19 protein-coding genes and 1 pseudogene are annotated in these 19,170 nt (G+C 40.0%); 9 read left to right on the top strand and 11 right to left on the bottom strand.

The window, feature by feature from the left end; all coding sequences use genetic code 11:
* Positions 1-8 precede the first annotated feature (8 nt).
* Together CLV99_RS15090 and arfB are read right to left on the bottom strand one after the other, a co-directional pair.
* Positions 9-377, bottom strand: coding sequence for a BlaI/MecI/CopY family transcriptional regulator (locus tag CLV99_RS15090; RefSeq protein ID WP_133585345.1), 369 nt, complete (start codon positions 375-377; stop codon positions 9-11).
* 128 nt (positions 378-505) lie between these two features.
* A pseudogene (gene arfB, locus CLV99_RS15095) lies at positions 506-883 on the bottom strand (alternative ribosome rescue aminoacyl-tRNA hydrolase ArfB); the annotation flags it as partial.
* Positions 884-1,078: 195 nt separating this feature from the next.
* On the opposite strand from arfB, the gene bshA reads away from it, so the two are divergent.
* The 4 genes from bshA to CLV99_RS15115 all read left to right on the top strand — a co-directional run bounded on the left by bshA (position 1,079) and on the right by CLV99_RS15115 (position 4,703).
* Positions 1,079-2,227, top strand: a complete 1,149-nt coding sequence (gene bshA / locus CLV99_RS15100) for an N-acetyl-alpha-D-glucosaminyl L-malate synthase BshA (RefSeq protein WP_133585347.1) — start codon at positions 1,079-1,081, stop codon at positions 2,225-2,227.
* 64 nt (positions 2,228-2,291) lie between these two features.
* Positions 2,292-2,996 carry a UMP kinase gene (pyrH, locus tag CLV99_RS15105; protein WP_133585348.1) on the top strand — a complete coding sequence of 235 codons (705 nt, stop codon included), beginning with the start codon at positions 2,292-2,294 and terminating at the stop codon, positions 2,994-2,996.
* 21 nt (positions 2,997-3,017) lie between these two features.
* On the top strand, positions 3,018-3,581 hold the full coding sequence (frr, locus tag CLV99_RS15110) for a ribosome recycling factor (protein ID WP_133585349.1): 564 nt from the start codon (positions 3,018-3,020) through the stop codon (positions 3,579-3,581).
* 144 nt (positions 3,582-3,725) lie between these two features.
* Positions 3,726-4,703: a sugar phosphate isomerase/epimerase family protein gene (locus CLV99_RS15115; protein WP_133585350.1), complete on the top strand. Its 978-nt coding sequence runs from the start codon at positions 3,726-3,728 to the stop codon at positions 4,701-4,703.
* Positions 4,704-4,746: 43 nt separating this feature from the next.
* Here the strand turns inward: CLV99_RS15115 and purE are convergent, their stop codons facing one another.
* The 9 genes from purE to CLV99_RS15160 all read right to left on the bottom strand — a co-directional run bounded on the left by purE (position 4,747) and on the right by CLV99_RS15160 (position 12,963).
* Complete coding sequence (gene purE, locus CLV99_RS15120; RefSeq protein WP_133585351.1) at positions 4,747-5,253, bottom strand: 5-(carboxyamino)imidazole ribonucleotide mutase; 507 nt, start codon at positions 5,251-5,253, stop codon at positions 4,747-4,749.
* Positions 5,254-5,260: 7 nt separating this feature from the next.
* Positions 5,261-6,403 (bottom strand): 5-(carboxyamino)imidazole ribonucleotide synthase, encoded by a 1,143-nt coding sequence (locus tag CLV99_RS15125; protein ID WP_133585352.1) that lies wholly within the window; start codon positions 6,401-6,403, stop codon positions 5,261-5,263.
* 16 nt (positions 6,404-6,419) lie between these two features.
* Positions 6,420-6,923 (bottom strand): NADH-quinone oxidoreductase subunit B, encoded by a 504-nt coding sequence (locus tag CLV99_RS15130; RefSeq protein WP_133585353.1) that lies wholly within the window; start codon positions 6,921-6,923, stop codon positions 6,420-6,422.
* A complete protein-coding gene (locus CLV99_RS15135) occupies positions 6,920-7,513 on the bottom strand; it encodes an NADH-quinone oxidoreductase subunit A (protein WP_133585354.1) in 594 nt (197 codons plus the stop codon). Before CLV99_RS15135 ends, CLV99_RS15130 begins: the two co-directional genes overlap by 4 nt.
* A 133-nt stretch (positions 7,514-7,646) precedes the next feature.
* Entirely contained in the window at positions 7,647-8,984 is a 1,338-nt protein-coding gene (gene ffh / locus CLV99_RS15140; protein WP_133585355.1) for a signal recognition particle protein, read from the bottom strand.
* A 172-nt stretch (positions 8,985-9,156) separates the two neighbouring features.
* A complete protein-coding gene (locus CLV99_RS15145) occupies positions 9,157-9,843 on the bottom strand; it encodes a zinc metallopeptidase (RefSeq protein ID WP_133585356.1) in 687 nt (228 codons plus the stop codon).
* 247 nt (positions 9,844-10,090) lie between these two features.
* A complete protein-coding gene (locus CLV99_RS15150) occupies positions 10,091-10,681 on the bottom strand; it encodes an RNA polymerase sigma factor (RefSeq protein ID WP_133585357.1) in 591 nt (196 codons plus the stop codon).
* Positions 10,682-10,996: 315 nt separating this feature from the next.
* Positions 10,997-12,268, bottom strand: a complete 1,272-nt coding sequence (locus tag CLV99_RS15155) for a serine hydroxymethyltransferase (RefSeq protein WP_133585358.1) — start codon at positions 12,266-12,268, stop codon at positions 10,997-10,999.
* Positions 12,269-12,435: 167 nt separating this feature from the next.
* Entirely contained in the window at positions 12,436-12,963 is a 528-nt protein-coding gene (locus CLV99_RS15160; protein ID WP_133585359.1) for a DUF7935 family protein, read from the bottom strand.
* Positions 12,964-13,066: 103 nt separating this feature from the next.
* On the opposite strand from CLV99_RS15160, the gene CLV99_RS15165 reads away from it, so the two are divergent.
* From CLV99_RS15165 to CLV99_RS15185, 5 genes are all read left to right on the top strand, one after another.
* Entirely contained in the window at positions 13,067-13,420 is a 354-nt protein-coding gene (locus tag CLV99_RS15165; protein ID WP_133585360.1) for a HesB/IscA family protein, read from the top strand.
* Positions 13,421-13,631: 211 nt separating this feature from the next.
* A complete protein-coding gene (gene ileS, locus CLV99_RS15170; protein WP_133585361.1) occupies positions 13,632-17,045 on the top strand; it encodes an isoleucine--tRNA ligase in 3,414 nt (1,137 codons plus the stop codon).
* A 3-nt stretch (positions 17,046-17,048) separates the two neighbouring features.
* Positions 17,049-17,435: a TraR/DksA family transcriptional regulator gene (locus CLV99_RS15175; RefSeq protein WP_133585362.1), complete on the top strand. Its 387-nt coding sequence runs from the start codon at positions 17,049-17,051 to the stop codon at positions 17,433-17,435.
* A 57-nt stretch (positions 17,436-17,492) separates the two neighbouring features.
* The gene (locus CLV99_RS15180) at positions 17,493-18,143 is read left to right on the top strand and encodes a lipoprotein signal peptidase (RefSeq protein ID WP_133585363.1); all 651 of its coding nucleotides are present in this window, start codon (positions 17,493-17,495) and stop codon (positions 18,141-18,143) included.
* Positions 18,144-18,222: 79 nt separating this feature from the next.
* Positions 18,223-19,170 carry a M20/M25/M40 family metallo-hydrolase gene (locus CLV99_RS15185; RefSeq protein ID WP_133585364.1) on the top strand — a complete coding sequence of 316 codons (948 nt, stop codon included), beginning with the start codon at positions 18,223-18,225 and terminating at the stop codon, positions 19,168-19,170.

Below are 19,170 nucleotides of genomic sequence, written 5' to 3' on the forward strand. Positions count from 1 at the left end.
ATAGCTTGTTATTTGTGTCTATTGATTATTGCCAATATTTCATCCAATTCTTTTACATCCAACTTATTTTCTTCTAGAAAAAAAGACAGCATCCGTTTCGGCGAGTTATCAAAATAACCATTCAACAACTTGTCCGCAACTACTTTCTTATACATTTCCTTCGAAATCGCTGGAATATACCGATGGCTTTTGCCAAAGGCTTGATGATCTACAAAACCCTTGGTCTGTAGAATCCTGATAATAGTAGAAACTGTATTATATGCAGGTTTTGGTTCCGGGAGTCGATCTATAACTTCCTTAACAAATCCACCTCCCATGTCCCAGAGTTCCTGCATGATTTGCTCTTCTGCTTTTGTAAGTTCTTTAATTTCGTCCATAATACTGTTTATTAAAAAAGGCACGTCTGCCGATAATCGATTATAAAACGAATGTATAACTAAAAAACTAGTTTTGAAACTAATTATTTAGTTTAAAACACAAACAACTGTAAAACAACATATTAAAATCAATCCAATCGCCATCTTCTATTCGATTTCTTCTCGGATAGTTTGTTTTTTCGGTCCAACCGGGCCAATACTTTCGAGCGAGGTACTTTTGTCGGAATACGTTTCTTTGTGGGTGTCAATGCCTTTATCAGTAGATTATGCAGCCGCTCTATAGCGATATCTTTATTTGCCAACTGACTCCTACTCTCCGAAACTTCAAGTTGTACCAGCCCTTCTGAATGTATACGATGTGCCAACTTAAACTGAATAATATCTTTTTGTATGGGAGACAATAGTAAAGAGTTTGCAACATCCCACAACAACGTCACTTTCGTTTCTACTTTATTTACGTTCTGTCCTCCAGCTCCTCCAGACCGGGAAGTCTTAAATGTCACTTCCTTCCTTAAATCTTCCGATTTAATATACATACTATAAACTTTACGATTTTATTGCAAAATGATTGCTAAACCTTACTTAAATTTGATTGTTATAAATATAAAAAAAACTTCATGAAACCATCATGGGTAAATCGGGCTATATGCCTCCGAAAATGCTCTTGATAGCTTCATCACTTAACTTAATAGAAATTATTGATGAAAATAGGAATAGTTTGTTACCCCACATTTGGTGGTTCAGGAGTCGTAGCTACAGAGCTAGGAAAAGGATTAGCCTCCGAAGGTCACCAAGTGCATTTCATTACTTACAGTCAACCTGCACGGTTAGACTTCTTTTCCGAAAACCTATTCTATCACGAGGTTGCTGTTTCCCAGTATCCACTTTTTGACTTTCCTCCTTACGAATCTGCATTGGCTAGCAAGCTCGTCGACGTCGTTCGTTTCGAACAGTTGGACGTACTACATGTACATTATGCTATTCCACACGCATCGGCCGCTTACTTAGCAAAACAGATTCTTCGTAGTTATGGCATCAATATCCCCGTAGTCACTACACTACATGGTACGGATATCACATTGGTAGGCAAAGACAAAAGTTTCAAACCAGTTGTACAGTTCTCCATCAATGAATCCGATGGTGTCACAACCGTATCAGAAAGTCTCAAAAAACAGACCTTAGAGTTTTTCGACATCACTAGAGACATCGAAGTAATCCCCAACTTCATTGATCTCGAAAGATTTTTCAACAAAAAGAGAGAGCACTTCAAAAGAGCCATTGCCCCGGATGATGAGCGCATCCTGATACATACTTCCAATTTCAGGAAGGTAAAGAATACGACAGATGTAGTACGTATATTCCATCAAGTCAATCAAAAAATACCAAGCAAACTATTGATGGTTGGTGATGGTCCCGAACGTAGTAATGCCGAAGAGCTTTCAAGACAATTGGGAATCTCTAGTAGTGTCCGTTTCTTGGGCAAGCAAGATGCTATCGAAGAAATATTGTCTGTTTCGGACCTATTCCTCATGCCTTCATCCTCAGAGAGCTTTGGATTGGCCGCATTAGAAGCGATGGCCTGCAGTGTACCTGTAATATCGACCAATACAGGCGGGCTTCCTGAGCTGAATGTCAATGGCGTGACTGGATTTTTGAGCGATATTGGCGACGTTGATGACATGGCAAAAAATGCCATCCACATTCTGGAGGACTGTCCTCGCCTAGAAGAATTCAAAAAAGCGGCTTATGCTCGCGCTAAGGATTTTGACATCAAACAGATCTTGCCCTTGTATGAACGCTATTATCAAAAAGCCATTGACAGCTTAAAAAAAGAAAACAAATCGTTTTAAGTCCGTCGTAGGCGGAAAAAAAATTATATCTTTGACTTTTGGAAATATTCCGAAAAAATCAAGCATGAAATATAAACGTATCCTACTAAAACTCAGTGGTGAAGCTCTAATGGGAGAGCAAAACTATGGTATTGACATCAATAGAGTAGCTCAATATGCCAAAGACATTAAAGAAATTCATGAACAAGGTTTAGAAATAGCTATTGTCATTGGAGGAGGAAATATCTACAGAGGCCTAAGCGCAGAAAAAGCAGGTATGGACCGAGTGCAAGCTGACTATATGGGCATGCTGGCAACCGTAATTAATAGTATGGCTCTACAAGATGCTTTAGAAAAAGTAGGGCTAAAAACAAGACTACTTACTGCGATCAAAATGGAACAGATTTGTGAGCCTTTTATTCGCAGAAGAGCAGTAAGACACCTAGAAAAAGGCAGAATTGTAATCTTCGGTGCAGGTACTGGAAACCCTTATTTCACAACAGACACAGCTGCTTCGTTAAGAGCTATCGAAATTAATGCAGATGCTGTTTTAAAGGGAACTCGTGTTGATGGAATTTATTCAGCCGACCCAGAGAAAGATCCGAGTGCAACTCGTTTTGACAACATCTCTTTCACAGAGGTTTATCAAAAAGGCTTAAATGTAATGGATATGACAGCATTCACCTTATGCCAGGAGAACAATCTTCCAATCATAGTTTTTGATATGAATAAACCTGGTAATTTGAAAAAATTGGCCGAAGGAGAACATATTGGAACTGTTGTTAGCTAAGAAAAATAAAATTACAAACATATGAACGAACTGATATCTATAGAATTGGATGACTGCAAAGAGAGAATGACAAAAGCCGTGCAGCATACCGAATCAGAACTTACAAAAATTCGCGCTGGAAAAGCTACACCATCCATGTTGGACGGTATTTATGTAGACTACTATGGCTCTGCTACTGCACTCTCTCAAGTTAGTAACATCAATACTACGGATGCTCGTACAATTGTAATTCAGCCTTGGGAAAAGAACCTCTTAAGCACTATCGAAAAAGCTATCATGGATTCCAACATTGGGTTAAACCCGCAAAATGATGGCTCTATAATACGTTTGGTTGTTCCGCCTTTGACAGAAGAAAGAAGACGTGATCTAGTAAAAAAAGCAAAAGAAGAGGCTGAAAAAGGACGTGTCACGGTACGTAATATCCGTAAAGAGACTAACGAATCTATCAAAAAACTAAAAAATGATGGAGCTTCCGAAGACGAGATTAAAATCGGTGAAGCTGAAGTTCAAAAGCTAACAGACAGCTATATCGTAAAAGTTGATCAATTGGCAGAGTTGAAAGAAAAAGACATTATGACGGTGTAAACCTTTCATACATATCCTATCAAAAAGCCATCCTTCAAAAAAGGATGGCTTTTTTAATATCCACATAATCCCTAAACCTAGCTTTCTATTCGTATTTGTCAACAGCATTTGTTAAATTTAGTACGCTATATAATTTTATCGAGGATGACTACAAGACGTAACTTTATTAAAAAGACAGGCTTAGGCTTAGCTAGTGCCTACTTAGGGTCTTCCCTACTCCATGCCTGCACATCGAGCAAACAAAAAGGAGAAGGGCCCTTCGCCAACATAGGCTTACAGATATACTCATTACGAGATCTCTTAAGCCAAGATGCCAAGCTCACGCTGGAAACCGTTTCAAAGATAGGCTATAGCCATATCGAAACATTCGGTCTCGATACCACTACGAATTCCTTTTGGGGACTTAGCGTACCCGAACTGAAGAAGATAATGGCCGGAATCGATCTAAAGACCTATAGTGGACACTATGACTTGAGTAGGTACCTCAGCAGACATCATACCGATAAAGAACCGATTGAAAAATATATCGAGACAGCACATGAGCTAGGTCAAAAGTACGTCATAGCACCTGTAACTCCTATGGACGATCTTAACAACTTAAAGGTTGAGGATTACCAATATGCGGCCGAACAGCTTAACAAAGCTGGGGAAATAGCCAAACAAGCAGGTATCAAAATCGGCTATCACAACCATTTCTGGGAATTCAGAACATTTGCCAATGGCACAAAGGGATTAGATATTTTAATTGCTTTTACAGACCCCGAATTGGTGGCTTTTGAATTGGACATCTATTGGATTGAAAAATCAGGGTTGAGCCCACAATCTTATTTTCAAAAATATCCCGGTCGTTTCCCAATGTGGCACATAAAAGATATGGATAAAAGCTATAGCCAACCTATAGTAGGCAAAGAGTACGACAGTTTACCATTCGACTCTATACAGAACAAAATACGCTTTACTGAAGTTGGTAGCGGACAGATTGACTATATCAATATCTCACAAAGTGCTAAACAAGCGGGGCTAGAATATGCGTTTGTCGAACAAGACGACATCTATATGCCAAACAAATTTGAGAGTGTCAAAAAGAGTTATGACTATGTCCAAAAATTCCTGACAAAATAACGAAAAATTAAAAAGGGCTGTAAAATGATTACAGCCCTTCTTTTTAAAACTTCATTGCTTCTACTTCCGAAGCTGTTTCTTCTACTTTCTCTTTTAGTCCTTTCTTGAAGCTCAATAAGTTTTGTCCTATTGTTTCATCAAAAGTCCCTATAATCTGTGCTGCCAGAATTCCTGCATTCTTTGCTGCATTTAAAGCTACAGTTGCTACAGGGATACCATTTGGCATCTGTAGTATGGATAGTACAGAATCCCAACCATCAATAGAATTGGAAGACTTCACTGGCACACCTATTACAGGAAGATGGGTTATTGACGCTACCATACCTGGTAAATGCGCAGCTCCACCAGCTCCAGCTATAATTACTTTAATACCTCTAGAAGCCGCCTCTTCAGCATATGAAAACATACGATGAGGGGTACGGTGAGCTGATACAATAGTAACTTCAAAACCTACCCCTAATTCCTTTAACACTTCTACTGCATCCTGCATAACAGGGAGATCAGATTTACTCCCCATGATAATTCCAACTTGGATTGATTGTGTGCTCATTTCTTTATTATGCTATTACTTTCAATATTTCCTGTACCTTACGGGCATTACTTATCGCAAGCTCCCGATCTGCATTCACAATACAGACGTGTCCCATCTTTCGGAAGGGCTTAGTATACTTTTTACCGTACAAGTGTAAATACACACCTTCCATTGCCAGAATTTCTTCTATCCCCTCATACTTAGCCAATCCTTCATATCCTTCTTCTCCCAAAAGATTGATCATCACAGCATTCGAGCGTGCTTCAGTGTTTCCTAATGGCAAATTGAATATTGCTCTAAGATGCTGTCCGAACTGAGATGTAAAGTTTCCCTCGATAGTTTGGTGTCCCGAATTATGAGGACGTGGCGCCAGCTCGTTGACTAAGATTTCACCTTCTTCGGTCAAGAACATCTCAACAGCCAATAACCCTACAATCTGCAAATCGTTCGCAATCTTCTTCGCTAGTTCTTCAGCCTTCTGTTGGATCTCGAAACTATAAGTCGATGGAGAGATCAGAAACTCTACTAAATTCGCTTGTGGGTTAAACTCCATCTCCACCATTGGAAAGGTCTTAACTTCACCACGATCGTTACGAGACACGATAACAGCAATCTCTTTCTGGAATTTTACAATCTCCTCAATGATACTTGGCTCCTCAAACGCGGTCTGCAAATCGTCTTCGTTAAGAATCATTTTAACGCCCTTTCCATCGTATCCGTCTTTGCGCAATTTTTGTACAAACGGCAACGGTAGGTTCGCATTGCGAAGTGATTCACGATTAGAAATCAGTTGAAATGCCGATGTCGGGATATCATTTTGCTTAAAGAACTGCTTTTGCAAGCCCTTGTCCTGAATCAAACGTATCACACGAGACTGTGGATATACAATCACCCCTTTATCTTCCAACGCTTCCAACGCATCGACATTGACTTTCTCAATCTCTATCGTAAGCATATCTAGGTTCTTACCAAAATTAAAGACCGTATCATAATCGCTCAGTGATCCACATTCGAAGTGATCACACAATTTACGACAAGGTGCATTTTTATCTGGATCTAGCACATGCACATTCACATTATAACTAATTGCTTCCTGAATGAGCATCCGGCCCAACTGGCCACCGCCAAGAATCCCTAGCTGCAACTCACCATAAAAATCTTTTCCCATAATTAAACTTATATCCTTAACAGTTCTCCTCAAAATATTTTTCGTGAAGAATCTGTTCTTTTTCTATCTTCTTTTGTAATTCTAAAAACGCGCCTATAAGCGCTTCTGGTCTAGGTGGACACCCTTGCACATACACATCTACCGGGATAATTTTATCTACCCCTTTTACCACATGATACCCATGCTGCCAATACGGTCCTCCACAATTAGAGCAGGAGCCCATTGAGATAACATACCGAGGCTCGGGCATCTGCTCATACAGCCTCTTGATCCGATCAGCCATTTTAAAAGTCACCGTACCCGCAATGATCATAACGTCAGATTGTCTTGGAGATGGTCTAGGAAAAACTCCCAAACGATCCAGATCATACGTTGCTGCCATTGCTCCCATCATTTCAATAGCACAGCATGCAATACCAAAACTGACTGGCCACATCGATGATAACCTAGCCCAATTCAGCAAGTCATCAATCTTAGCCACAATAACACCATCAGACCTTAACTGTTCATCTATACTCATGGCTTTTTGAATCTAGGTTTAAATCCAATGGATGGCTTAGAAACAGTATCTTCCGCAACATCCTTTCTGTCCTCTATAGGAGGCTCTATACTGGCACGGTAATCTCGGATTACATGCACACTATTATTAAGCTGTGCATACGCATCCTGTGGTATATTCACATTAACAGCAGGCCGGACATGGTTTGGCTTAATCCAATTCAAATCACCTTTACACCATACGTAGATCAAACCAACAATCAGAATTGCCAGAAAAATCCCCATCTCCGCCATAGTGAACCACCCCCATCTCCCATCAGCTGCAATGAGGTATTCGTTTCCAAACACGACAGACCATGGAAAAATAAAGATAAGCTCGACATCAAAAAGTAAAAAGATGAGTGCTATGACGTAGAATCGTGGATTAAATTGAACCCAAGCAGTTCCAACAGTCTCTTCACCACATTCGTACGTACTCTCTTTAATTGGATTAGGCTTCTTTGGAGCAATCAACTTGGCTAAAAAAATCGTCACGCAGACTAACAGGATACCAATAATCCCCATAAGGAGAATAGCTCCATAAGCTGAAAGTTGCGAGGGATGATCGTCCATAACGACAAAATTAACAATAAATTCTATTCTTTCTAAAAATAACCGTCAAATTTAGGTCTAAACAAAACGGAGGGACAACTATAAAAACTATACTTGCCCCTCCGTTCCTTAATCTGGAATCAACTCCCCGAATCTATCTACCAGGCATTTTTGGCATATTACGCATCATTTTTGCGGCCATAGCTGGATTAGACATTTGTTTCATCACTTTACGCATATCCATAAACTGCTTCAACAGCTTATTAACTTCATTAATATCTGTACCAGATCCTTTGGCAATACGCATTCTTCTCTTTTGATCTATTGCATCTGGATTTTCTCTTTCGAAAGGCGTCATTGAATCAATAATCGCTTCGATTGGTTTAAAAGCGTCATCTTCAATTTCCACATCTTTAAGCGCTTTACCCGCCCCCGGTATCATACCGATCAAATCCTTCATATTACCCATCTTCTTGATCTGTTGAATTTGGGATCTAAAATCATTGAAGTCAAACTTATTCTTACGGATTTTCTTCTGAAGCTCCGCAGCCTGTTTTTCATCGAATTGTTGCTGAGCACGCTCTACCAAGGAAACAACGTCACCCATCCCTAAGATACGGGACGCCATACGTTCAGGATAGAACACATCCAACGCATCCATCTTCTCCCCTGTACCAATAAATTTAATTGGCTTATTTACAACCGACTTAATAGATAGCGCAGCTCCACCACGAGTATCCCCATCAAGCTTAGTTAATACAACTCCAGTAAAGTCTAACCTATCGTTAAACGCCTTAGCCGTATTGACTGCATCCTGTCCCGTCATAGCATCTACGACAAACAAAATCTCATTCGGTTGAGTCGCATCCTTTACTGCAGTTATCTCATTCATGAGCGCCTCATCGATTGCCAGACGCCCCGCTGTATCTATAATGATAACATTATTACCATTACGTTTACCTTCCTCTACCCCAGCTTTTGCAATTGCGATAGGATCTGTCGAATTTCTATCTGTATATACAGGTACTCCTACTTGCTCTGCGAGAACCTCTAATTGATCGATCGCTGCAGGACGGTATACGTCACCAGCAACCAAAAGAGGTTTTTTACCTTTCTTATCTTTCAAAAAATTAGCAAGCTTCCCGGTAAACGTAGTTTTACCCGCACCATTCAGACCTGCAATTAGAATAACTGTTGGATTTTTTGATAGATCGAGTTCAGTTACCGAGCCTCCCATTAAACCGGTCAACTCATCATTCATGATCTTAGTCAACAACTGTCCAGGAGAAATACTACTCAATACATTCTCACCTAATGCCTTTTGTTTGACATCATCTGTAAATGTTTTTGCAGTTTTATAATTCACATCGGCATCCAACAAGGCCTTGCGAATTTCTTTCATCGTCTCAGCGACGTTTATTTCGGTAATATTCCCTTGGCCTTTTAATACCTTAAAGGCTCTATCTAGTTTATCCTGAAGATTTGAAAACATAGTTAATTTTTTGAAACTCTTATGCTAAGTTGCAAAGTTAACAATAATTTGCTTTTTCTCAACCCCTGTATTATACAGAATTGTTTTAACCAGATATACGTCTATCACACAAAAAAGCCGAAACAGTTTTGTTTCGGCTTTTCTTTATTAATTCTATATAAATGAGCGATTATTAATCTCTTCTTCCCAATAGAATAGATGCATAATATAAAAGCGTAACCAACGCAGACAAAGCAGCAATTACATAGGTCATTGCAGCCCATTTCAAAGCATCTTTTGCCCCATCGTGTTCTTCTTGACTATGCGTTACATTAGCCCGGTCCAACCAAGCTAAAGCTCTTTTCGAGGCATCAAACTCAACCGGCAAAGTTATAAAACTAAACACTGTAGTGACAGCTAATGCTGCAACACCTATTTGTAGCAATAAAAAGCTCTTTGAAAAAATAGCCAACATCACACCTATCATCAACGTGAAAGAAACGATTTTCGAAGAAAAGTTGACGATCGGCACCATAGATGAACGAAACTGCAACCATGAATAGGCCGTTGCATGCTGTACAGCATGTCCACATTCGTGGGCAGCCACCGCAGCAGCAGCAACACTACGCCCATGATATACTTCTGGACTCAAATTGACAGTTCGATCACCTGGATTATAGTGATCCGTAAGCTGTCCTTCCACCGACACAATATTCACATCATAAATATTATTATCATGCAGCATCTTTTGCGCTATCTCTGCCCCCGATAACCCAGAGGTCAACGGCATTTCCGAATACTTTTTAAACTTATTTTTAAATCTTGTTTGGACAATCATACTAATGATCCCGATAACAATCAATAAAATCCAAATTCCCATATTTTTTTCTTGTTTTTAAATCTATCCTTAAATTATACAAAACCAATTTCAAAGGTCGTGCCACAACAAATAAACACAAATTTTCTGTCATTTTGACAACAAATAAGACACCAAACCTCATATAACCGTCAAAAAATCTGGAAACACTTTATCACTCATTAGTGGTAAATAGCACCGAGCAACAAGTAAAATGGACTCTCAGTAAAACCAAAAGTCCATTTGAATATTCTTTAATTTATAATGGAATCTAATTAAATTGGAAGGTCATATTATGATCCTCAATCATTTTGCGTAAGTTACTCAAAGCATACCGCATACGTCCCAATGCTGTATTGATACTCACCTCTGTGATCTCCGCAATATCTTTGAAGCTCATATCGCAAAAGTGTCGCATAATCAATACCTCTTTTTGATCATCAGGCAGAAGCTGTATAAGTTTCTTTAAGTCCACATCAACCTGACTCCGTACCAACTTACTTTCTGCATCTTCGTCAGCAAAGTTAAGCACTTCAAAGATATCATAGCCATCGCCATTGATTACAGTAGGTCCTCGCTTTTCCTTTCTAAAATGGTCAATTACCATATTATGGGCAATACGAATTACCCAAGGCAAAAATTTCCCTTCTTCATTATAGCGTCCTGTCTTAATGGTATTGATTACCTTGATAAAGGTCTCTTGAAAAATATCCTCTGCCAAGAACTCATCCTTGACACGAACAAAAATAGAAGTATATATCTTAGTCTTGTAACGATCTATCAGCACCTTCAATCCACCTTCATCGCCATTAATATAGGCACGGATTAACTCTTGATCTGTTTTGCTTTTCAATAGTTTCATAATAATTCCCCTAATATTTTAAGTATAGAGCATGTAAGCAATTCAATTTTTTAGAGTAACCGTGTTTCGATAGGCATCTATTTTTAATTGTTTTAAATATCGTTATCTACTCCAAAGTAGCTGAAAAAAAATGATGTTTCAAATTTACCTTACGAGTTTTAACATTAATTCACAGTTCTTAAACGCAATAATTATACCACAAAGCCTGCCCACCAAATAGGTCATTAAGCCCCCCTTCCCCGCAGGCGAAACTTACTTTCAACAAAAAAGCTCCAAAATTTCTTTTGGAGCTTTTTATATTATTTATCCACCTATCTATTTGTATAGTGGAAACTGAGCCATCATTGCTTTCACTTTATCATGGATTTTTGCCAACTGTGCTTCGTTTGCACGGTTTTGCAATGCCTCATCGATCAATTCACCGATTTGAACCATCTCCGCTTCTTTCACTCCACGAGTTGTAATCGCAGCTGTACCGAAACGAACACCTGAAGTAACAAAAGGAGAACGTGTATCAAAAGGAACCATATTTTTGTTGGTAGTTATACCTGCTAGCCCTAATACAGCTTCTGCTTCCTTACCAGAGATATCTTTATTACGTAAATCGACTAACATCAAGTGGTTGTCAGTTCCTCCAGAAATAATCTTGTAGTCACGATCCACAAAGAATTTAGCCAAAGCCTGTGCGTTGCTCTGTACTTGCTTCACATATGCTAAATAGTCATCGCTCAATGCTTCACCATAAGCTACAGCCTTAGCCGCGATAGTATGCTCCAAAGGACCTCCTTGTGTACCTGGGAATACCGCTAAATCCAACAATTGTGTAATTGTACGAGTCTCTCCTTTAGGAGTCTTCGCTCCCCAAGTATTTTCAAAATCCTTACCCACCATGATCATACCACCACGAGGTCCACGCAATGTTTTATGCGTAGTCGTAGTCACGATATGACAGTGCGGAAGAGGGTCATTCAACAATCCTTTGGCAATTAATCCTGCTGGATGAGAGATATCTGCCAATAATAAGGCACCTACCTCGTCAGCCACTTTACGCATACGCGCATAGTCCCAATCACGTGAGTATGCAGAAGCACCACAAATAATCATCTTTGGCTTCTCACGAAGTGCAGTTTCCTCTAATTGTTCGTAATCGATCAATCCTGTATCCTCTTTTACACCATAGAATAAAGGTTGATAGATTTTACCCGAAAGATTAGCAGGAGAACCGTGCGTCAAGTGACCACCATGAGAAAGATCAAGACCTAGGATTTTATCTCCAGGCTTTATTGTAGCCAAAAACACAGCGGCATTAGCCTGTGCACCAGAGTGCGGCTGTACGTTGACCCATTCTGCACCGAAAAGCTTTTTAGCCCGTTCGATAGCGATAGTTTCTATTTCATCGACAACTTCGCATCCACCATAATAACGCTTTCCTGGAAGTCCTTCAGCGTATTTATTGGTCAATACAGAACCTGCTGCTTCCATCACTTGTTTGCTCACGAAGTTTTCTGAAGCGATTAATTCAATGCCTTCTTCCTGGCGTTTTAGCTCATCTGCGATTAGATTAAAGATAGCTTGATCTCTTTCCATTCTTGTGTATATTATTATTGGGGTGTTGAGAATAAATTATTTTGCCGCAAATATACGATTATCTTACCTTTTAAAGGAATTCTTTGATGTATCTTTTGAAAAACAAATCCTACATTAAACAATTATCAATCAAAGGCATCTTGTCTTCGGCAGGCACCACCTCCGGTCTAGGCCGCTAGTTCCTTTTTTAGCAGCACCTGAGCAGCTTCATAAGGGTTCACATCAAGCGTCTTCATATGTTTTAAAACCACTTCGATATAGCTATCGACGGTTCCTTCTCCCCCCATCCCCTTGTTTGCATTACGCATCAGCTCCAACGTATTGTCCTTCAAACCCTTCACAATAGCCCAAGCCACATCCGAAACATACAGTTGTTGTGTAAAATTATGCTGAAATTCAGATTCTATATCTGTCAGTATAGCCTGCTTAAATTGATGAAGCGTAACCCCTGCCCCATGATGTCTGAGCATTAATTGCTCCGGCGACACTCGGTGAACAAATAACAACAGCCGCTCATAAGCTGCAAAACGCAACTGCAAACGATCCTTAAGGAGTTCTTTGTTTTGATTGATATTACCCATCTTGAGAAAATGTCCCTCTATTTTGGGCCAAATAATATAAAATGCCAATACCAAAGCGATAAATACGCCAAAGGCTAAAACGAAAAGTTGCTTAAAAAATTCAATATACTCCATTATCAAGTCTTGTTTATATAGTGTCAAAAAAAACACAGCATGTTTATTTCGGCTAAAAATATGTATTTTTGTTTAACTATCAACAATAGGGAAAGGTAAGAAAATGAGTATCGAACATACAACAGGTGCAGCCCCTGTAAAAATGACGGAAGGCGCTGTTACGGAATTAAAAAAATTAATAAGTCAACAAGAGATAAGTGCCGACTATGGTCTTCGCATCGGTGTAGAAGGTGGAGGTTGTTCTGGCATGAACTATATCCTTGGCTTCGACCAAAAGAAAGATGGGGATTCGGAATACGAGATCGAAGGTCTCCGTGTATTCATGAACAAAGCTCATGGAATGTATCTTGCAGGAATGGAGATTGATTTCAAGAATGGTTTGGATGCAAGGGGCTTTACATTTAACAACCCAAATGCCACAAGCACTTGTGGATGCGGCTCTAGTTTCTCCGCTTAAAAGAATAAAAAGCTGTCTTCAGATATCCCTAAAAAACAGATAACTAAGACAGCTTTTCGCTCCTCTTCTCTATCTAATCGCTCAAAAAGGGCTTTACAGCTCTAATTTCCCGTCTATAAAAAGCGAGCTCAATATTATCCGTTTCTAACTTTCACCTTTCCTTAATATTCATTAAATTAGCCACCTTTAAAAATTGATTTACAAATACGTGATGTACAAGGAATATAAGCAGTTAAATTTACCGGAAATCGGCAAAGAAGTATTAAAACGTTGGGAAACAGAAAATATATTTGAAAAAAGTATTTCAAACCGTCCAGCGAGCAAGCCCTACACTTTCTATGAAGGTCCCCCTTCAGCAAATGGTACCCCAGGTATCCACCACGTGATGGCGCGTGCTATTAAAGATATTTTTTGCCGTTACAAAACCTTAAAGGGATTTCAGGTAAAACGTAAAGGAGGTTGGGACACCCACGGTCTACCAATCGAACTTGCTGTCGAAAAATCCTTGGGTATCACAAAAGAAGATATCGGAGTCAAGATCTCCGTGGAGGCCTATAACGATGCGTGCCGCAAAGAGGTCATGAAATACACCGACCTCTGGAACGACCTTACCGAAAAAATGGGATACTGGGTAGATTTAGAGAATCCTTATATCACCTATGAAAATGAGTACATAGAGACCTTATGGTTCTTATTGAAAGACCTATACAAAAAAGGCCTTCTGTACAAGGGCTACACCATACAACCTTATTCGCCTGCTGCGGGTACAGGGTTGAGCTCCCATGAGCTCAATCAACCAGGCACATACAAAGATGTGAAGGACACTACCATCGTAGCAGAGTTTCGCTTAGACAAAAAGCAGCTACACCCTATGGTAAATACGTTGGTAGAGACACCAGAAGAGGATGTCGCTTTCATCGCTTGGACGACTACCCCTTGGACCTTACCGAGCAACACGGCACTTGTGGTTGGCAAAAACATTGACTACGTCAAAATCAAAACATTCAACCAGTATACTGGCGAACCTGTTTCTGTTATCTTGGCCAAAAACCTAATCAGTAAACATTTCAAAGCTGAAGGCGAAAATGCTTCTTTCCAAGATTATAAAACAGGAGATAAAATCGTCCCTTGGGAAAAAGCAGCTGAATTCAAAGGAGCGGAGTTAGTAGACCTGAGATATCACCAGTTGCTACCTTATATTACATCCGAGGAGTTGTTAGAAAATGCTTTCCGAGTGATTCCAGGTGATTTTGTAACGACCGAAGATGGTACAGGTATTGTGCATGCTGCGCCGACTTATGGTGCGGATGACTTTAGAGTATCCAAAGAGAATGGCATCCCTGCTATCTTAGTCAAAGACGAGAATGGCAAAGATGTACCTACCGTAGATCGTACTGGACGCTTCGTCAAAGAAATCAGCGACTTTGCGGGACGTTTTGTAAAAGAAGAATATTACAGTGCTGAAGAACGCGCGGACAAAGATTTCCGTCCGACCGATGTACTTATTGCCATCAAATTGAAAGAAGACAACAAAGCGTTTGATGTCAAAAAATACGAACACACCTATCCACATTGTTGGCGTACAGACAAACCTGTACTATACTATCCATTAGATAGCTGGTTCATCAAAACCACCGCTGTAAAAGAACAATTGGTAGCTTTGAACAAAACCATCAACTGGAAACCGGAAGCAACAGGTACAGGACGATTTGGCAACTGGTTAGAAAACCTTGTGGACTGGAACCTATCCCGTTCTAGATACTGGGGTACTCCCCTACCGATCTGGCGTTCGGAAGATGAAAATGAAGAAATCTGTATCGGCTCTATGTCCGAGTTGAAATCTTATCTAGAGGCTTCACTTACCTCTGATGTTTTGAGCGATGCCGAAAAGCAAATCAACAGCGAATACTTAGCCAAATTTGGAACAGAGAAACTAGACCTTCACCGTCCGTACGTAGACCATGTTGTATTAGTATCCGATGCCGGGCAGAAATTATTCCGCGAACCAGACCTTATCGACGTATGGTTTGACTCTGGAGCTATGCCTTATGCACAATGGGGATTAGACTATGACAAACTTGCAAATGGTGATGCATTACCATTCAAGAATGAATATAATAATGCGTTTCCTGCAGACTTCATCGCCGAAGGCGTTGACCAAACCCGCGGATGGTTCTTTACATTACACGCCATCTCGACTATGGTTACAGGTTCAGTAGCTTTCAAAAACGTAGTTTCAAATGGGCTTGTACTGGATAAAAATGGCAACAAGATGTCCAAGCGTCTAGGCAACGGAGTAGATCCATTTGCTACGATAGAGAAATACAGTGCGGATGCCACCCGTTGGTACATGATCAGCAATGCAGCTCCTTGGGACAATTTAAAATTCAACGAAGAAGGCTTAGACGAAGTACGCCGTAAATTCTTCGGAACACTATACAACACCTATGCGTTCTTTGCGCTTTATGCCAATATCGACAACTTCAGCTATGCTGAACCCGAAATTGCATTAGCCAACAGACCGGAGATCGACAGATGGATATTATCTTTACTGAATACCCTTACCAAGGAAGTAGATGAATGCTATAGCGACTACGAACCTACAAAAGCAGCACGTGCTATACAAAACTTTGTTGACGAGCATTTGAGCAACTGGTATGTAAGGTTATGCCGCCGTCGCTTCTGGAAAGGAGAGTATACGGAGGACAAAATCTCAGCCTACCAAACATTGTACACCTGTCTGGACACCATTGCTAAATTGATGTCTCCTATATCTCCGTTCTTTGCAGATCAGCTTTATCTAGACTTGAACCAGGCTACAAAAAAACAGACCTTCGAATCTGTACACCTAGCCGACTTCCCTGTTTACCAAGCTGACCTAGTTGACAAAGAGCTAGAAGAGCGTATGGGCCTAGCACAGGATATTTCTTCATTGACGCTATCTCTACGTAAGAAAACGGCGATCAATGTACGTCAGCCACTAAGCAAAATTCTGATTCCGGTATTGGATGCTGCTTTCCAGACAAAAGTGGAAAAAGTAAAAGATTTGATTCTTTCGGAGACCAATATAAAGAATATCGAGTTCATCACAGACACCGCTGGTCTTATCAAGAAAAAGATAAAACCTAACTTCAAGGCTCTAGGTGCCAAAGTCGGCAAAGACATGAAGACCGTGAGTGCTGCAATTCAAGCCTTCACTATAGAACAAATCAGTCAGTTAGAAAAAGCTGGAACTCTTGAGCTAGAAGGCACTCCTTATAGCATCGGCTTGGAGGATGTAGAGATTATTGCAGAAGATGTAGCTGGATGGCAAGTAGCCAATCTAGGCAACCTTACAGTGGCCTTAGATATACAGATCAGCGACGAGCTAAAACAAGAAGGAATCGCACGCGAACTGATAAACCGCTTGCAGAATCTACGCAAAGAAAAAGGGTTTGAGGTAACTGACAGAATACGAGTTCAGTTGACACAAAATAATGAAATTGAACAAGCTGCCAAGAATAATTTATCGTATATTTGCACGGAAATATTAGCTGATTCATTGATTTTTGAAAATGAGGTAACAGGAGGTGAGAGCATCGAAATCAATGATAATAAACTTGAGGTATTAATTGAAAAGAATTAAACTATGGGAGAAAACACAGAAAAAACCCGCTATAGTGACGCTGAATTATTAGAATTCAAAGCCATTATAATGGACAAGTTAAGAATTGCGAAGGAAGAGCTCCTAGCCTTAACAAAGACTTTGAGTGGAGGAAATGCCAACGGAACGGATGACACAGCTGGTACCTACAAGACACTAGAAGACGGTTCTGCAACATTGGAAAAAGAACAGACAAACCAATTAGCAGCTCGTCAAAAGAAGTTTATTGACAACTTAGAAGCAGCCTTGGTCCGCATCGAAAACAAAACGTATGGAGTCTGCCGGGAGACTGGCAAATTGATTCAAAAGGAACGCCTTAAAGCAGTTCCACATACTACATTGAGCATCGAAGCCAAGAACAAACAATACTAAACAAAATACAAATAGCCTTTGCCACGTCTTGCGCAAAGGCTATTTTATGAATTCACTATGAAAGGCTACACAAGACCTATTACGCTAATTATCATCGTTTTATTAATAGACCAAATATCTAAGTTTTGGATTAAGCTGAATATGACTATTGGTCAGGATTTCAAAATCCTTGGCGATAAGTTTTTGATTCACTTCATCGAAAACCCAGGAATGGCCTACGGCATGGAATTTGGCGGAGAATATGGCAAATTATTCTTAAGCGTGTTTCGGATAATTGCCGTATCGGGAATTGGTTATGGCCTTTACTATATGGTCAAAAACAAATATAACCGAGGCTTTATATTAAATGTAGCGCTCATCTTTGCGGGTGCACTGGGCAACATCATCGACTCGGCATTCTATGGCTTAATATTCAGTGAAAGCACATTTTATGAAAAAGCAGTTCTTTTCCCTGAAGGAGGAGGCTACGCCTCTTTTTTACACGGAAAAGTCGTTGACATGCTCTATTTCCCTCTAATAGAAGGAAACTTTCCAGATTGGTTACCAATATGGGGAGGTGAACATTTCTTATTCTTCCGTCCTGTATTTAACATTGCAGATTCGGCCATATCAGTTGGTGTATTCTTAATCTTAATCTTCCAGAAACGTTATTTTAAAGAAGAGCACAAAGAGGAAGACAGCGTACACAGTGAAATATTAGAAGATTAAAAAAACATGAATAAGAGCGGAATATTTCCGCTCTTATTCATTATATACTATTTTTGTTAACAACAATTCCTTCAACCACATGTATATAAAAAAACTCCAGATCCTTTTACTATCGATATTCAGTCTATCCATCTTTGTGTCTACCGCGCAAGAAATCAACATAGACAATTTAAAAAAGCATATCTACTACCTTTCCTCTGACAAGATGAAAGGCAGGGCAACAGGCAGTCAAGAACTCAAGAAATCGGCCAATTACATCGAAAAAGAATTCAAGAAATATAAGCTATCACCCAAGGGGACTAAAGGCTATCGCCAGTCTTTCACGGCCAAAGTCAGTCGCGTTGTTGTCCCTGACAGCTTACGTCGAGCAGAAAACATCATTGGCTTTTTAGACAATAGTGCTCCTTACACCGTTGTAATAGGTGCACATTATGACCATCTGGGACTAGGAGATTTCGGAGGATCAAAAGATCCCGACAATATTGGCAAGATACACAATGGTGCCGATGACAATGCTTCTGGTGTAGCGGGCTTACTCGAGCTTGCCAGACATTACTCTAACAATGGGGTCAAAGAGCAGTTCAACATCCTCTTTATTGCATTCAGCGCTGAAGAGCTTGGGTTGCTAGGTTCAAAACACTGGACTGAGAATCCCACACTCCCCCTATCCGAGATACACTGGATGCTCAATATGGATATGATTGGTCGCTACAATCCAGCTAATGGATTAGCCGTTATCGGTTATGGTACTAGTCCACAGTTTCCTGCAATCTTTGAAGGTATACAAAGTGATATCAAATTCAATCTAAGTAAAGATGGCAATGGAGGTTCCGACCAGACCTCTTTTTATAAAAAGAATATCCCTGTCCTATTTTTCCACACTGGTGGACATGAAGATTACCATAAAACGGGAGATGACGCCGAAAAGATTGACTATACAGCTTTAAAAAGTATTCTTCAATTAGAAGTAGAGGTCATTGATAAGTCAATGCAACAACAAAAAATGGATTTTACCTGGACAAATTAA

It is taken from the genome of Sphingobacterium yanglingense (assembly GCF_004363245.1).
Lineage (GTDB): Bacteria > Bacteroidota > Bacteroidia > Sphingobacteriales > Sphingobacteriaceae > Sphingobacterium > Sphingobacterium yanglingense.

Excerpts from the sequence above, each read along its gene's own strand:
- CLV99_RS15090 (WP_133585345.1), bottom strand. The coding sequence starts at position 377 with ATGGACGAAATTAAAGAACTTACAAAAGCAGAAGAGCAAATCATGCAG.
- bshA (WP_133585347.1), top strand. The coding sequence starts at position 1,079 with ATGAAAATAGGAATAGTTTGTTACCCCACATTTGGTGGTTCAGGAGTC.
- pyrH (WP_133585348.1), top strand. The coding sequence starts at position 2,292 with ATGAAATATAAACGTATCCTACTAAAACTCAGTGGTGAAGCTCTAATG.
- frr (WP_133585349.1), top strand. The coding sequence starts at position 3,018 with ATGAACGAACTGATATCTATAGAATTGGATGACTGCAAAGAGAGAATG.
- CLV99_RS15115 (WP_133585350.1), top strand. The coding sequence starts at position 3,726 with ATGACTACAAGACGTAACTTTATTAAAAAGACAGGCTTAGGCTTAGCT.
- purE (WP_133585351.1), bottom strand. The coding sequence starts at position 5,253 with ATGAGCACACAATCAATCCAAGTTGGAATTATCATGGGGAGTAAATCT.
- CLV99_RS15125 (WP_133585352.1), bottom strand. The coding sequence starts at position 6,403 with ATGGGAAAAGATTTTTATGGTGAGTTGCAGCTAGGGATTCTTGGCGGT.
- CLV99_RS15130 (WP_133585353.1), bottom strand. The coding sequence starts at position 6,923 with ATGAGTATAGATGAACAGTTAAGGTCTGATGGTGTTATTGTGGCTAAG.
- CLV99_RS15135 (WP_133585354.1), bottom strand. The coding sequence starts at position 7,513 with ATGGACGATCATCCCTCGCAACTTTCAGCTTATGGAGCTATTCTCCTT.
- ffh (WP_133585355.1), bottom strand. The coding sequence starts at position 8,984 with ATGTTTTCAAATCTTCAGGATAAACTAGATAGAGCCTTTAAGGTATTA.
- CLV99_RS15145 (WP_133585356.1), bottom strand. The coding sequence starts at position 9,843 with ATGGGAATTTGGATTTTATTGATTGTTATCGGGATCATTAGTATGATT.
- CLV99_RS15150 (WP_133585357.1), bottom strand. The coding sequence starts at position 10,681 with ATGAAACTATTGAAAAGCAAAACAGATCAAGAGTTAATCCGTGCCTAT.
- CLV99_RS15155 (WP_133585358.1), bottom strand. The coding sequence starts at position 12,268 with ATGGAAAGAGATCAAGCTATCTTTAATCTAATCGCAGATGAGCTAAAA.
- CLV99_RS15160 (WP_133585359.1), bottom strand. The coding sequence starts at position 12,963 with ATGGAGTATATTGAATTTTTTAAGCAACTTTTCGTTTTAGCCTTTGGC.
- CLV99_RS15165 (WP_133585360.1), top strand. The coding sequence starts at position 13,067 with ATGAGTATCGAACATACAACAGGTGCAGCCCCTGTAAAAATGACGGAA.
- ileS (WP_133585361.1), top strand. The coding sequence starts at position 13,632 with ATGTACAAGGAATATAAGCAGTTAAATTTACCGGAAATCGGCAAAGAA.
- CLV99_RS15175 (WP_133585362.1), top strand. The coding sequence starts at position 17,049 with ATGGGAGAAAACACAGAAAAAACCCGCTATAGTGACGCTGAATTATTA.
- CLV99_RS15180 (WP_133585363.1), top strand. The coding sequence starts at position 17,493 with ATGAAAGGCTACACAAGACCTATTACGCTAATTATCATCGTTTTATTA.
- CLV99_RS15185 (WP_133585364.1), top strand. The coding sequence starts at position 18,223 with ATGTATATAAAAAAACTCCAGATCCTTTTACTATCGATATTCAGTCTA.